15 protein-coding genes and 2 pseudogenes are annotated in these 14372 nt (G+C 36.2%); 6 read left to right on the top strand and 11 right to left on the bottom strand.

The genetic code is table 11. From position 1 onward, the window contains the following. Positions 1 to 7 precede the first annotated feature (7 nt). Both E2K74_RS15035 and E2K74_RS02760 read left to right on the top strand, forming a co-directional pair. Positions 8 to 202: pseudogene (locus tag E2K74_RS15035) on the top strand (I78 family peptidase inhibitor); the annotation flags it as partial. Between the two features lie 858 nt (positions 203 to 1060). Next, complete coding sequence (locus E2K74_RS02760) at positions 1061 to 1243, top strand: hypothetical protein (protein ID WP_151206181.1); 183 nt, start codon at positions 1061 to 1063, stop codon at positions 1241 to 1243. A 666-nt stretch (positions 1244 to 1909) separates the two neighbouring features. On the opposite strand, the gene E2K74_RS02770 is transcribed toward E2K74_RS02760, so the two are convergent. Continuing rightward, positions 1910 to 2092 carry a hypothetical protein gene (locus E2K74_RS02770; protein WP_151206182.1) on the bottom strand — a complete coding sequence of 61 codons (183 nt, stop codon included), beginning with the start codon at positions 2090 to 2092 and terminating at the stop codon, positions 1910 to 1912. 1165 nt (positions 2093 to 3257) lie between these two features. Here E2K74_RS02770 and E2K74_RS02775 point away from each other — a divergent pair. After that, positions 3258 to 4538 (top strand): tyrosine-type recombinase/integrase, encoded by a 1281-nt coding sequence (locus tag E2K74_RS02775; RefSeq protein ID WP_151206183.1) that lies wholly within the window; start codon positions 3258 to 3260, stop codon positions 4536 to 4538. Positions 4539 to 4550: 12 nt separating this feature from the next. Here E2K74_RS02775 and E2K74_RS02780 read toward each other — a convergent pair whose 3' ends face one another. The 7 genes from E2K74_RS02780 to E2K74_RS02805 form a co-directional block, all read right to left on the bottom strand. Then, the gene (locus tag E2K74_RS02780; RefSeq protein WP_151206184.1) at positions 4551 to 4814 is read right to left on the bottom strand and encodes a helix-turn-helix domain-containing protein; all 264 of its coding nucleotides are present in this window, start codon (positions 4812 to 4814) and stop codon (positions 4551 to 4553) included. Positions 4815 to 4860: 46 nt separating this feature from the next. After that, entirely contained in the window at positions 4861 to 5022 is a 162-nt protein-coding gene (locus E2K74_RS14670) for a hypothetical protein (RefSeq protein WP_162850560.1), read from the bottom strand. A 161-nt stretch (positions 5023 to 5183) separates the two neighbouring features. Then, positions 5184 to 5525, bottom strand: a complete 342-nt coding sequence (locus E2K74_RS02785; RefSeq protein WP_201798529.1) for a hypothetical protein — start codon at positions 5523 to 5525, stop codon at positions 5184 to 5186. A 139-nt stretch (positions 5526 to 5664) separates the two neighbouring features. Then, entirely contained in the window at positions 5665 to 6921 is a 1257-nt protein-coding gene (locus E2K74_RS14795) for a hypothetical protein (RefSeq protein WP_227547995.1), read from the bottom strand. After that, on the bottom strand, positions 6918 to 8039 hold the full coding sequence (locus tag E2K74_RS02795) for an ATP-binding protein (protein ID WP_151206185.1): 1122 nt from the start codon (positions 8037 to 8039) through the stop codon (positions 6918 to 6920). Before E2K74_RS02795 ends, E2K74_RS14795 begins: the two co-directional genes overlap by 4 nt. Before the next feature lies 1 nt (position 8040). Further along, positions 8041 to 8577 carry a hypothetical protein gene (locus tag E2K74_RS02800; RefSeq protein ID WP_151206186.1) on the bottom strand — a complete coding sequence of 179 codons (537 nt, stop codon included), beginning with the start codon at positions 8575 to 8577 and terminating at the stop codon, positions 8041 to 8043. Between the two features lie 2 nt (positions 8578 to 8579). After that, complete coding sequence (locus tag E2K74_RS02805) at positions 8580 to 9002, bottom strand: hypothetical protein (RefSeq protein WP_151206187.1); 423 nt, start codon at positions 9000 to 9002, stop codon at positions 8580 to 8582. 282 nt (positions 9003 to 9284) lie between these two features. Here E2K74_RS02805 and E2K74_RS02810 point away from each other — a divergent pair, with 282 nt between their 5' ends. Further along, positions 9285 to 10388, top strand: coding sequence for an exodeoxyribonuclease VII large subunit (locus E2K74_RS02810; RefSeq protein ID WP_161982770.1), 1104 nt, complete (start codon positions 9285 to 9287; stop codon positions 10386 to 10388). A gap of 65 nt (positions 10389 to 10453) precedes the next feature. On the opposite strand, the gene E2K74_RS02815 is transcribed toward E2K74_RS02810, so the two are convergent. Further along, entirely contained in the window at positions 10454 to 10792 is a 339-nt protein-coding gene (locus tag E2K74_RS02815) for a hypothetical protein (protein ID WP_151206189.1), read from the bottom strand. Positions 10793 to 11191: 399 nt separating this feature from the next. Here E2K74_RS02815 and E2K74_RS02820 point away from each other — a divergent pair, with 399 nt between their 5' ends. Beyond that, complete coding sequence (locus E2K74_RS02820) at positions 11192 to 11728, top strand: Panacea domain-containing protein (protein ID WP_151206190.1); 537 nt, start codon at positions 11192 to 11194, stop codon at positions 11726 to 11728. 4 nt (positions 11729 to 11732) lie between these two features. Further along, on the top strand, positions 11733 to 12773 hold the full coding sequence (locus tag E2K74_RS02825; RefSeq protein WP_151206191.1) for a hypothetical protein: 1041 nt from the start codon (positions 11733 to 11735) through the stop codon (positions 12771 to 12773). Between the two features lie 60 nt (positions 12774 to 12833). Here E2K74_RS02825 and E2K74_RS02830 read toward each other — a convergent pair whose 3' ends face one another. Both E2K74_RS02830 and E2K74_RS02835 read right to left on the bottom strand, forming a co-directional pair. After that, positions 12834 to 13049, bottom strand: coding sequence for a KTSC domain-containing protein (locus E2K74_RS02830; RefSeq protein ID WP_151206192.1), 216 nt, complete (start codon positions 13047 to 13049; stop codon positions 12834 to 12836). A gap of 92 nt (positions 13050 to 13141) precedes the next feature. Continuing rightward, positions 13142 to 14315: pseudogene (locus E2K74_RS02835) on the bottom strand (type I restriction endonuclease). Between the last annotated feature and the right edge of the window lie 57 nt (positions 14316 to 14372).

A 14372-nucleotide genomic window follows, 5' to 3' on the forward strand; every position in this document is an offset into this window, starting at 1 on the left:
GACTAGCTGTATAGCGGATGAGGCAACGAAATTGGTTGGACAAACTGGTTTATCTGAAGCAGTCATTAAAGCTAAAACTAAAGCGGAAACTGTACGAATGGTGACACCAGGTCAGCCAGTAACTTTAGATTACCGTTCAGATCGAGTTACAGTAGTCACCGATCCACAAACTAAAATTATTGTTCAAGCATCTTGCGGCTAATAGCTCAAGGCTGAATAAAAAACCATCTTCGGATGGTTTTTTATTGGATGATGTTCATGAAACCAAAAATATATTAAAACTTAACTCACAACGGCTTAAGTAAAAATAAACCCCCACAACAAATCACGGCCTTAAAGCCATGGAAAAATTCTTAGAAGCTGAACCACCCTTTGAGCAAACATGGATTGTCTTACCCATCAAATATAAGAAGAAGTTTCACTGAGCATATAGACGGGTATATGCATAAAATCAGGCATGGTAATATGACAAGCTAAAACGTAATTATCAAATGGCTGTTGACAAAAAAAGCCAATTCAATGCAATCAAGAGTGAATTTTATTTATTTTAAGTTATTGAAAACGTTCTCAAATATAGCCTTAATCTTGTAGTACACAAGATAAAATAAAACAGAACCCCTAAATGCAGGTTTTTTAATACTAGGAGATCCAGGTGCTCCAAATCCTAAAATACTTTTGTTTTTAACGTGAAAAGAGCTCTCAAAAAATGAATTGTTTTGTGACTATTTTGTTGAAAAGTAATATTTTGCCAGTAGATAAAAACAAACTGGCTCAGAATTGCGTCTGGTTTTAGTCGCTGTAGTTTCTTTTTCAATTTCTACCTCCTTCCCTTAAAAGGAGATTTTTTTCTTCAAAGGGAATTAAGCTATTTAAGTTTGTACGTCTAATATTTTATATATTCAGAAAATAAACTGACAATTAAAGGAATCGTCTTCTTATAACATAGGTTAATACATTGTTTGAAAAGTCACATTTAATAGTGAATTGATACAAGCTTCTATACTTAAAAAACATAAGATTCTGATAGATTAAAATTACAACAAAAAATCTGGAGGTTTGTATGAAAAATATACCAAATGGAACACAGGTTATTCATCATATCTCATTTTTCACTCATGCCTATTATAAGGAGGAAAATGGAGTCTTAAAGGTTTGGAGTGAGGGAGAATGGATAGACGCATTGATACCCAGTATTAATAAAATGATTGATAACGGTTTTGAGTTAGAAGTTATTCACAGCTAGTCAAATACCGGGAATAAATAAGTATTCATTTCTCAAAATTGGTAATGATCCCCACTTCTTAGTGGGGCTTTTAATATCTGGAAAATATGCTTCAATTCCCATTTTGCTTATTCGGTTTATATAGTGTGACTGAGATTTAGCATACAGTTGATGATAAAAATTTGAAATGCATCAAGAATTGTTGAAAAGTAAAGTAATTCATAGTAAATTACTCAACATTAAGTAATTCTCCACACTTTTACTTAATTTCAGTTTATAGCCTGCATTTTCCCCAAAGTGCAGGTTTTTTTTATTTCTTAAATTCACTGGACGGATTACTGCATATAAAATCCCACTAAATATACATTATTAGCGGTTTTTTTCTTTTCTTATTGATGAGATGCTTATGGCAGAAGAAGTATAAGCTAAATAAGACTTAGAATTTTGCAGTGCTGGGCTGTCCAAGTATCAGAATCTCAAACGGTCTGGATTAACGCAAAATGACTTGCTAGCAATTGACGGAATTATAATTAAGCTGAAAGAGCGGATAATAATTTACGTGTGGCGTTATATGCGTGATGCCATATTATTATTTGAGGTAATGTACGGCGTAACAGATATTTTGAATTCCAAAAAGCCCATCAGGTAGATAGGCTTTTCTTGCTAATTAAGATATTGAGCTATGATTTATTTTTTGTCTGCATTTTCTTTTTGATCATGCTGCTCTTTCGTAGGGTTTGTATCATCTTGATCAGGCTTATCTTGTGCGGGCTTCTGTGTCTGGTTGTCTGATTTAGGCTTGTTATCAGTAGCGTTATTTGAAAATTGATTGAAAGACGCTTTTTGAGCGGTATTTGTATTAACTAACATAATTTTCTCAATTTTGTTTGCCGAAGATTCGACCTAGTAAGAATGGCACAGTAGAAGCAGTTACAATGAGGTAGCTTAGGGATGCATTTGTAGGTATATGTACGATTAAAATGTTTATATCTTATTTATATTTCAAAGGTTTTTTAGTAAACACTCGATCATATTGATCCATCTCACTATTTAAATAGTCAATGAATTTAATTTATATTTAGTGGATACCTAATCTGTACAGTGTCTGTTTGCTTAAAATAATACTAAAAAATATGTGCCAGATGATTTGAAGTAGTCTGTGGAGATGGCTTGCGTAATAAATTATTCTAAAATGCCAAAAATAATCATGTGATATTAAATGAAAATAAAAGACTTAATCGAAAGAACTTCAAAAGTTAAGCCCTGAGCTTGATGTATATACGCTCAGTGAAGATGATGAAATAATAAAAGCTAAAAGCGTGGCTGAAGTGTTTGAGATTAAGGATGTTAGCTCCACAGTGCTGGAGCTTAGCCGTGATGAAAAATACAAGCCTAAATTTACATTCTTTCCAGTGAAGAAAGGGCAGAAAACTTGCTTTATAAATTTTACGTCTAATTTTTAAGTAAGATCTCCTTCGGGAGTTTTTTATTGCCGATTTTAAGGGGGCACAATGTCGAACGAGACACAAATGGTGGATGCTTAACGAAGCAGTCGCAACCACTGCAGGGATTGGAATCACGATTATTTCCCGACGTGCTACTTATTCTCATTTTTATTATTACCTATTCGATCTAATAGGTTTGTCGTCAAGCATAATAACTGTATTGTGCTAAAATTCCAGCATATAAATCAGTAAATTAAATAAGCAGTCTACAAAAAATAAATTTTGTAGACTGTTGAAATGCAATGAAGTCAAAATGAATGCAATATGATGTAACAATGAAAGTATTTAAGTTATTGAAAATACATGGATATTTAATCTAATGCAAGCGCTTGCAATCAGCACCAGACTAGGAGGATTCTATTTTTTCTATAACACTATTATAGAATTACATAAATTAATATAATAAGTAAAAACAATAACTTAAAATCAAAAAATCTTCGATAAAATAGATGAAAATTCCCGTTGTATACGATTTGTATACTTTCTAAAAAACTTATCTAATTACCTTTTTCTTAGTGAACATTAATTCTATGAGCCAAAAAATTAATAAGCAATATGTCGATGAATTGGAGTTCGTTGAAAAAGGCCAGAAAATTTTTCGAGACTCAGAACTTACAGGCTTTGGTGTACGAGTAACACCTAATAGCAAAACTTTTGTGGTTGATAAAAAGCATAACAATAAACTGTATAGGGTAGTGCTGGGCACAATAGATACTATTTCTGTAGCTGGGGCTAGAAAAAAGGCTCAGCTAATTTTGGCACAAATTTATAGTGGCCAATATGTCTCTAAAAAAGGGAGTACAAACCAAAATGATTTCAATCCGCTAGATATCACTGTGGGTGACGCTCTTAATATTTACCTTAATAGAAATACATTTAAGCCCAAAACAGTTAGGCAATATAACAAATACATTGATCTTTACTTGGTCGGTTGGCGCAATCGTAAAATTTTTGAAATTACCAAAGATGAACTACTGAATAAGTTTTTAGACGCAACCGAAGTAAGCCCATCCAGTGCAAATGGGGCAGTTTCTCTAGTTGGAACTTTATGGAGGTACATGCACGTACTGTATTCAACAGACGACAAGCCAATCCTTAAGTCAAATCCTGTTGATGTTATCTCTGTCACTATTGGATGGAATAAGATCGCACCAAGAGAGCGCTATCTAAATAAAGATGTAATCTTTAAATATTACCAGGCGGTACTCCACTATTTTAATGAGTTAAATTTAGAGAGCACTGCCAGAAGTAATACACACCGAGATATTATTTTATTTGTGATGTATACCGGATGCCGTCGTGTAGAAGCATGTAGTTTGAGTTGGGATAGGGTGGATCTAGAAAATGGTACCGTCGCATTTAATGACACCAAAAATGGTAAACGTCATTTACTCCCGATTGGCGATCATCTTATCTCAATACTTAAAGCGCGCTATCTTCTTAAAGAAAATGACTGGGTGTTTCCAGCGACAAAGTTACCCACATCATGGAATGTGCATGCAACAACTATAGATCGTACATTAAAAGAAATAGGTGATCAGGTTGGCTTTTATGTTTCGACCCATGATTTCCGCAGAACCTTTGCAACTCTGTGCAATCTATTAAAGTTCAATATTTATGTGACCAAAAGACTGCTGAATCACACAGTCAAACCAAGGGTCGATGTTACTGGCGGTTATGTGCAGATTCCACTGGAGGAGCTGCGTGTTTGTATGAATATGATTGAGGCTGTTTATCAGCAAAAATTAGACTGTTTTAACTATGAAAATGTGTGGAATAGCCGTTTGGAAGAATTAAAAAAGGCGGGATAACCCGCCTTAGTATTAATATTGAGCCGTATTTGTCATCGTTTTAGATTCAAGATAGGCCATCACATCTTTTTTCTTGTAGGCAATACGCTGGCCAATCTTAGAAAAAGGAAGTGATCGATCTTCACAACGCATCTTTGCTAGGGTCCAAGGGGAACACTGAAGATATAGAGCCACAATTTCCTGGGGAAAAAGTTGGTCTTCATGCGCATTTAAAAACCTTTCTAAAATTACGTTTTTCTCATCTTCAGAAATATTTGAATAAGTACGTAAAGCCATTCGTTATCTCCGTTAAATGTATAAATTGAGAGTGATTGCTCTGGTTTTAATCATGGCTTTGCTCCTGTGTTTTTGGGGCTTCGGGCAACCCAAACACATCGTTAAATGCCTGATCAAAACCACCGTCTTTAATAAACTGGTCAATCAGATTTACTTGTTTGTCGACCTCTAATTCTTCGTCGACAACGTTTTTTTGAATTTCAGTCATTAGCTAGCTCCTGTGGCTTGAAGCGTGAACGACGTTCCTTTTTTTCTTCACTCGTTAAGCAATAGAAATGAACATATCCAATTTCGTTTTTGGTTGTGCATCGTGGACCAACTTTGCCACATCTGGAGCAATAGCGACTTTCATGCCCCCACGGTAATCGCTTAGTCATTAGTCTGCTCCTGTGCTTCGATCATGGCTTTATAAATGGCAATTTCTGATTCACCATGAATTAATTCATTAAATCCAGCGGAAATCATTTCTTTGGTAGGCTCTTTAGGAGCCAAAACAAATCCTTCCTGCACAGCTTGGTGGGCTTCCTTCCATGCAGACCAGCTAAAAATAAGGGCGGTGATAAATCTCCCATACTTCTTTTCGACATCAGCAGGAACATCCGTTCGCTTGATGTATGCCCCAAATTCAAAAAAAGTGTATTTCGCAACATGCTCAAGACGTTTAAAGCATTCAGTCTGCTCAAATCCAGCTTTTAATTTTTCAATATCCATCACTTTCTCCAGATTGCTTCTTTAAACTTTGCATCAGTGAGCAACGCTTCTAATTCACCGATCCCAACATTGTTAAATACATGTGTCATCTTGGCCCCGAACACTGTCAGTGTCCGGGTTATCGAAGAGTAGGAATAACTCATGATGCCTCACCAGCACTAAGGAGGCGATCCAGTTGAATCCGACGCTGCTCGACAAGTTCCATTAATCTAGGTTGAATAACTTCATCACATGCTGATACATCGATCTCTAAAGCATCCAGTTCAGTAAGGTCTTCCGCTTTTTGAATGCGTACTGCCAAAGAAGGTTGTTCAGTTGTCTTGTTGAGCTCAACCAAGCGTTTATGGATTGCATCAATTAATGGTTTGCGCTGTTCTTCGGTCCATGCCTTTGTATAGCCCACCAAAGCATTTGCTTCAGCAGGGGTTGCTGCTTTACTTGCGCGGTTCGGCAGATCAGTAAGAAGGGTTTGGTATTCTTCGCCTGCATCTTGAGCTTTGCCATGTATTAGCTTTTCAGCCTCTTCCTGTAGTCTTTTTAGCTCAGCAACACTTAGGTTTTTAGATGATTGTTCTGGCTCAACTGGTGCATTTAATATCTTTGAAACTGAGTCTGTAGCAGGGAAAAAGCTAATACGTTTATCTTTAATACGCTGCTTGAGCTCATCAAATTCCGTTGTATGCAGTTTTTCCTTATTGCCATCCAGATTGCGGTCAATACCTTGCAAAGCATACTCAGAATCACATTTATCAATTGCTTCAATAAACTTCTGAATCGCCGGATCTGTTTCATCTAACACTTCTTCAGCAGGAATAGATGGCGCTATTGATTCAGTTTTAATAGTCTCAGCGACTTCTGACTCAGGCTGTTTTTCAATATTTGGTGCGGCATCACCTGGTCCAGCTGGTATACCGGTCTGCTCAGCATCATTCTTAGCTTTGGTTGATCGTCTCTTTTTGGGTTTTTCCTCACCACCAAGTCTTACAACAAGACAGTCACCACTTAACTCGCGGCCTAAAACTTTAGATATTGCTTGTGATTGGAGCTTTGCATTTTCAGCGTCATGTTGTGCAAATCCATTATTAATCGACTCAATGAGTGCTGCGCTGGTCATTTTGCCGAATTCAACAACATAGATTGATGAGCCGTAAGTGTTGATGACATATATATCCTGTCCTTCACAAATTTCTTCGAGTTTTAAAGGCTTGGCAAACGTAATACCAGCCAGCTCCATGGTTTCAATCTTGATGCAGAACTCATAGCCTGGCATAGCAAAAATTGTGGCAGGGAACTGAGACAGATCATCAAAATCCACTAGCTCACCAACAGCGCGGCACATAATATTTCTGCCGGCCATCATCGCGTCAAAAGCTTCTTTGCTATTTAAAATTTTCATGCGTTCACCATTTCCTTTGCTATTTGTTCAATTTCTTGTTTAACCGCTACCAGCTTGCTGGCTTCTATTTGATTGAGAGCATCAAGCCCCAAGTGCTCACACACTGTTTTTGTATCAAGACCACAGGTATCGATGAATTCCTGTAGAGCGGCAAGCTGCTCGTCAGATATCCCGTTGAACTCTGGTGGATCCACCCAGGCATTGCGTTGTTTATCGAATGTGCATTTCATTTCTAAAGCACGGCGAACCAGTTCAGCCCGCATGTTTTTGTAATACAGGTGAGTATCTTCAAGAGACTGAGTGAGCTGATTTAAATCACTGGCATACTGGGCTTCAGCACAGCTTTGTACCCAGTTTTCTAAATCTTCCTGAGCCTTGATTGCGGCCAGCTGGTCAGGGGTCAGGGTATTGATATGGTCTTTAGCCTGCTTGATGAGATCAGCTAAAAACGTAGGATTAGTCTTTAGATCTGGTACCCAAACTTCGCCAGTTTCACCACCTAAGCCACCTGCATTTTTGGCATGGTGAGTAGGGCAAGGCCTAAAGCTGATAACCCGCTCATGTTTACCTTCACCTGTTTGCACAGTGGTTAGGTAGCCCATTACGTCTGCAATGCGATATAGCTCATTACGGTTCTTACCACCTAGATCTGGTCGGTAAATTACCTGGTCACCATTTTGATCTTCTGAAGCATGGGCAATGAAAACTACGTCTTTACCTGAAGCAATCAGCGTATTCACATACTGTTTAAAGATATTGTTGGCCAAGCCCTGGGCTTTGAGTTTCAAAGAGCCATCTTTTTGCTTGTTGGTCGCATTCAGCATCAGATGAGTCTTGATGCTTTCAAGCATCGCGCCCACGGTATCAATCACAATGGTCTTGAATGGTTCTAGATCCTGCATAGTCAGATTAGCTACATCGGCCCATTGATTGACCTGAACCACAGCACCGCGACGCAGTTCACCAGTACGGTGAGAGCCCTTATCAAAGTCGAATGAAATAGCTTTTTCACCGGTGAAACCAATAGAAGTTTTACCCAAGCCTGGATCTGCATACAGATAAACAATGATGGCTTGGACAAGTAGCGGCTGATCCGCTGGAATAATATTAATTGCCATCTCAGCGTACTCCTGCAGAACGGTTTTTGCGCTTAAAGCTCTTATAGTCTTCGGAGGCAAAGAAGCCGGTACTTTCTAAAACTTGATGACGTCTGTTTTTACGCATAGCAACACGCGCATTTTCCAGCCCATCTAAAATCCATTGCGGCGTAACTGATTTATCCATTTTCTTTAGCGAGCCATCAGGCTGTATGCAGTAGATAATGGTGTTGCACAGATAGTCAGCAATAGTCCCGGAGCTTTTGACACGTAGGGCAAAATAGCTCGCACGAGTTTTGCCTACTCGATAGATTTCAAGGCCTTCAAAGGTCTTGATGTATTCAGAGAAATAACGATGAGTTGAGCTAAACTTTATTGGCATTGGAATGACAGGTAGCTCATCTGCTTTGAATTGCAAGAAACCGGTATAAAGGTCTGCAAAATTAACTTGTGCTTGGTCATTAAGTGGTGACCAGTCATCAGAGCCATATTCACACCAGTAAACTAACTGGCCATTCAAAAGCGCTTCAAAAATTTGATCAGCGGATTTAAGAATCATGATTACGCCCCCACCAAGTTGTTTTTTTCAATAAAAGTGGAGAGCAATAAGTTGATATTGCGATGGTCGTTTTGATCAGTGAAGTCAGGAAAAGTATTGCCGTATTTGTCGGTAATGTGGTCAATAGATAACTGGGTGATTTCAACCGCATAGAATTCACTACCTGGTACGCCGTAGCTGTCTTCAACTGTTTCAAAGTCAAAGCTCACGTCGAGTGTGAAGTCATCCAGGCGAATAACAGCAGTACCTGTGTTTTCACCAGATAGATCTATAGCAGCTACTGCCGAGAACTCGGGAATAGAGTTATGTAGAGCAGGAGTGCTGGCCGCCTCAGGCTTATAAGCGAATGTTAAAGCACCGATTGTCACGGCACCGGCAACAAGTGTTACCTTGAGGCTATTGAAAGGTGTTAAGGTTTTGTTCATAATCAATCTCGCTGTAAGTAAAGCACTCAAGACTTCGAACCCTTTGAGTGCTTTTTTAATGTCTACGAGATGTAATTTAGTATTTACTAAATATTAAGTCAATAGTATTTACTAATTTTTATTTAGTATTGGCTAAATAATGTGTTGTGATAGACAAAAGAAGACTTAATTTTTGGGAGTGAATTAGCATAGTCTTTAGTATGAGATGTTTAACTTCACCCTAAAGTTATGATTTTGTTATGTTATTATTTTTTATTTTATGAATATGTGTTTGATAATATGATGGAAAATAACGTACCAATATTTAAAGTTGGTCAAGTAAATGACATGCTAGGCAATACTTTTAGTGAGTTAGAAAGTCAAATTAATCAATACCTTGGTCAGAATATATCTATAAAAGGGAAGTTACTTAATGTTGAAGAGCAATTAAATAAATCTAGATATGCTTCAGTTTATCAGTTAAAGGTAGAAGATGAGACTGGCATCATTGAGGTTGAAATTTTTAAAAAATATATTGCTGATTTTAAGGATGGAGATTATGTCGAGTTAGTGGGGCAGCCAAAATTCAATCTATACAATGATATTCTTACAAAAAGATTCAGAGCCTTTTCAATAAGAGCAGCTGAAGCTGATAAGGATATTGAGCGACTACGGTCTGACTTAGATAGCTTTGATAAGTTAAAAAAATTTCCACCTAGATCTATTCCATTTCCGGATAAGCAGATCTTAAAAATATCCGTTATTTATAGCTCCGCGACTAATGTAAAAATCGCAGAAGATTTTTATAAACATTTGAGTGGATATCAAAATCATTGTAATTTTAATGAAATTACAGTTAGTTTGAGTGATGACTTAGCACTATCACAAGCTATTGATAAAGCTCAAGGAAGTGACATTGTTGTTTTAATTAGAGGTGGTGGTAGCCCAGAGCATTTTAAAATTTTTAACTCTGATCGTGTATTGGATTCATTTTCGAAGCTAGATGCCTATCGAGTAGTTGGGCTGGGACACAATACAGATGTTACATTACTTGACTATATTGCAGATCATTCTGCTTATACGCCGTTGGACGCAGGTATCCACTTAAGAGATCAAATTGAAAGGGTTTTATCTCGTGATAAAGAAGCTATTGAAACAGTTTCAAAGTTACAGAGATATCAGAGTGAAAATCGATATAAAGATACGGAGATTCAAAAGCTAAAGTATGAGAATCAAAAGTTGCCGAGCTTACAAGAGGTAACAAAACTTCGCGATGAAAAAGCACATCTAAGTGCGGAGTTAAATATGATTCGCAACAGACCTCCCGAAACTGATAATAAGATGATAGCTATCATTGCAGTAATAGCAGCAATTGTTGGCGTGGTTTTAGGTAAGTTTATGCTTTAGATATTTTTGAACAGGTATGAACTATAAGCAATGCCATAGTTCATACTTTTTAAATAGAAATGAGACTAGCAACTGACTTGGTCTTTTGCTTTATAGAAATCCAAAATTCTATCTAAATCACTTAAAAGTACTGCTTCACTATATTCGGAACTAAGTTTAAGCATATTGGGAGCATAGTTTGTCTTGTATTCATGAGGATAGTCTTTGCAGATGATCTGGGTCCGTATATCTTCAGACGTGAATTCCGACTCCAGTTTTTCAATATAACCGCTAAGAGTACTATCTGATTTCTCTAGCGCAGTGGTTACTGCATCTATATTGGTATCAGTATTAGAGGCTTGTTGTTGCTGGCAGCCGGTGATAGCTAGAGATAAGAGTAGGCTGGTGAAAGTTATTGTTTTCATGGTTTTGTTTTGTTGTTGTTGGCGGAGTCATTATAAGGGGTTATTGATAAAAACTGTAATGAGCAACAAGCTAAAGCTATAAAAATTAAATTTTTCATATGGTTGCAAACTTCGTTTGACATTTAGGAATCATTTTGATATTGACAGTGTTGACAATTGTCAATATAGTTGTGGATAACCCTAATATCATTTGATAGATAGGGTATTTTTGTCTAAGGAGGTTATATGAATACTAATACATATTTAATGTATTCACTTCATTCAACAAAGTTAGATGAAATAAAAATTCACTTCACTCGCTTAAGTAGAAAAATCATGAATCTGTATCAATGTTAGTAAATCTTTTTCTTGTATTCATCAAGTTTGATGGTTTATTAATTTCGATATATGAGGTGAGTTATGAATAATTATAGTGCAATGGATATAGCTAACTATATAGTTTGGTATGTGAATAATGTGCTTAGACAACGTAATTTGACTCCCTTAAAACTTCAAAAATTACTTTATTATGTTCAAGCAAATTATTTGATACACAACCAAGGACAACCTTTATTTACTGACTCGATTCAAAAGTGGCAGTATGGACCAGTTGTGCCGAATGTTTATTTTGAATTTAAAGATAACGGGATTAGTCATATATCAGAACCAAAATCTACATTCTCATATCAGATGAACCCTGAGGGTGGATTCTCATTTGAGTTTAAAGAATTTGATGAATCAAGAATCAACAATGACCCAGTTGTTGAAAAGACTATAACAACGGTTGTTGATCATTTAATTGATAGGGATGCTTTTCAATTAGTTAATAAAACTCATATGGAGAATATTTGGTTGAAAGATCAGGGGAGAATTCTTATGGGTGAAAAAGGTATTGAATATACCAATCAAGAGCTTTATAACTATTTCTCAGTACATAGCGATTTTTTAAGGACTTAATAACTTGGGGGTTCAAGAATCTAATGTATTTGTAATTACAGAATTAATTATAAAAGAAATCATAGCTCACCAAGTAAGTCATGAAAGCTCAATTAAGTCAGTTGGAAAAATCGCTGACTTATTTGTTAATTCTGTTTTGAGTCAGAATATTTTTAAAGAAAAGAAATATTTTGAAATAGAAGAAAATATTATTTTAGATGATGAGTTTTATGATGCAATAAAAGATGTTTGTTTTGAATTTCGGGTCAGTGAGTCTAGTTTAGATACAATTAAGAATTTTTTCAGTCAAAATGAATCAAAAAAATATACTTATGAAGTTCCATATGAGTATATAACCAATGTTATCTATAAACAGGATGAGGAAATTGATTACACGATAGTTGATGAGAAATTAACTAGTATAGCTACAGCTATTAGCAATAAAATTACTGATTACGAAGATTATGAGAAAAAAGTACTAGAGAAAGTTTTCCGAAAATTTAGGAGACATTTATTATTATCTATCTATCAAAAAAATCACATAACTAAAATTACTAAAGAGCATTCTATTAAAGCTGGAGAATTAGCTCAAGAAGCAACACAAGTTGCAGGAAATGCTAAAAGGGTTTCCAATGAGGCAAAACAACTCTCAGAAACTGCAAGAAACATGTATGACAATATGATGGTCAATTACATCACCATTTTGGGTATTTTTGCATCCATTATTATTACTGTATTCGGCGGAATTAATTTGACTAACGCTACAGTTAAGCTACTGGAATCTGAGCATGATTTGCCAATGATGGTATTTGCTGTTAGTTTTTTGATGATTGGGTTTATTAGTATTTTAATTGTTCTGATAACATGGATAAGCTCTTTACGTAAGGATACAGAATATCGTAGTGCTGTAAAATGGTGGATTTTAGGAGGTTTTTGTGTAATCTCGCTATTTAGCGGTTTATTTTTAAACCACAAGATAAAAGTTAGCACTGAATGTCAGATTGGATATTACACATGTATTCATATGGAAGCGCTTAATTCTCCGTATATGAATGATAAAAAATAATAATGACTAGATAATAAAAACACGAAATGTGTTTTTATTATCTAGTGTTGCTTTTTTTAATCATCCAAAAAGCTGAACACGCTTAAATTTCTTATTAGCCTCAATGTGGCCTCTATAAAATCTATCTTTATCTGCTGCATCTATGAATTCTTTAAATGTGCTTGCATCAAGAAGTCTGTAAATAAACCTTTCACCAGTCTTCATTTCCACTGTTAATAGATGCCACTGATAAGATACGCGGCTAATCTTATGGGAATTGATTTCAATTGTTTGCATATCATGTTTCCCTATAGTGGATGTGAATCAGTTATTTCACATAAACAACCCAGCAGCCCAAGCACTGATGCGCTTGGGCTTTGCTTTATGACCTATTGATTAGAAGCACGTTTAAAGTTTTCATCATTCATGCAATGCTCAAGACTATCTCTCAAAATACCAACCATTCTGTAGATATGTTCCGGCTTTTCAATAAAGATAGCTCCATTATTCTGGACTTCCAGCCCAGCTCGTTCTAATTCTAATTTTCTAGAATCATCAATAGGAACAATAAAATAAATTGTTGGGCGTTTGCGATTTACATCGTATCTAAACAACCACCTGTTTGTTTTGTTTTGATATAAAACAGAGTAGTAGCTCTCAGTGTCACGCCCCTCAAGCTCGATCTCAGGAAATAGCTCAGTGACAATATTAAGCAGATCCTGTTCATCTTTAGTCGTGATAATTTTTTCATTGTCAGGATTAACAATAAAATCAGGTTTATGGGTCTCTACCACCACTTCGGGCTGAGTCGCCGCAGTTTTGTGTTCTACTGGTTGAGCAGTGATGATGGTTGGAGAGGATAAGCCTTTCACAACAGTATCACTAATAGCTTGCTGAACAGCTTGTTGAACAAAAGGCTGTATAGATTCAAGGAATTTTGTATTTAACTGGCGTTGAATACTTGCTTGCTGTGCAACATAGCGAACAAAATCAATATCAACCTCATTGATGCTCTTTTTTATGACTGCTTTAAATTGCTGAATATATTGATTTTCTTCAGCAAAAAATCTTAACTTTTCTGCATGAAAGTTATCATGTTTGAATTCAGCTAATTGGGTTAAATCTTCAGGATCGGCTTTAGTGAAATCAATAGTTAAGAATGGCTTTTCATCCATAACATTGGTATTGATTAAGTCAGTGAAAAATCTCCACTCACGACCATTCGTAATAGCGCCGATAGTTACACCTAAGCTACTATTAAAATATCTTGATAGTTGTGGTGCGTGGTTTGTTAAGTTTGCAACATATGGCTTTGCCTCAATAAACATTACAGGCTGACCATTGCAGTACAATGCGTAATCCACACGTTCTGTTGCTTTAACACCAGGGAAAATCTGCTGCAAATTCAGCTAATACTTTTGTTGGATCGTATGGATTAAACCCTAATATATCAAGTAATGGCAAAATTAATGCCTGTTTAGTTGTCTCCTCGGTAGAGCAGTGCTCACCAACTTTTTTAACATGCTCTATGTGGCTTTTTAGCCTAGAAATAAAAGCTTCCATAAATACCCCTCTGATTATTAATGCACTATTTAATTTTGGCTTAAAAAGTTCTTATTA

Origin of the sequence: Acinetobacter sp. RF15B (assembly GCF_007558235.1) — a bacterium.
In the GTDB taxonomy this organism is placed as follows: Bacteria; Pseudomonadota; Gammaproteobacteria; order Pseudomonadales; family Moraxellaceae; genus Acinetobacter; species Acinetobacter lwoffii_C.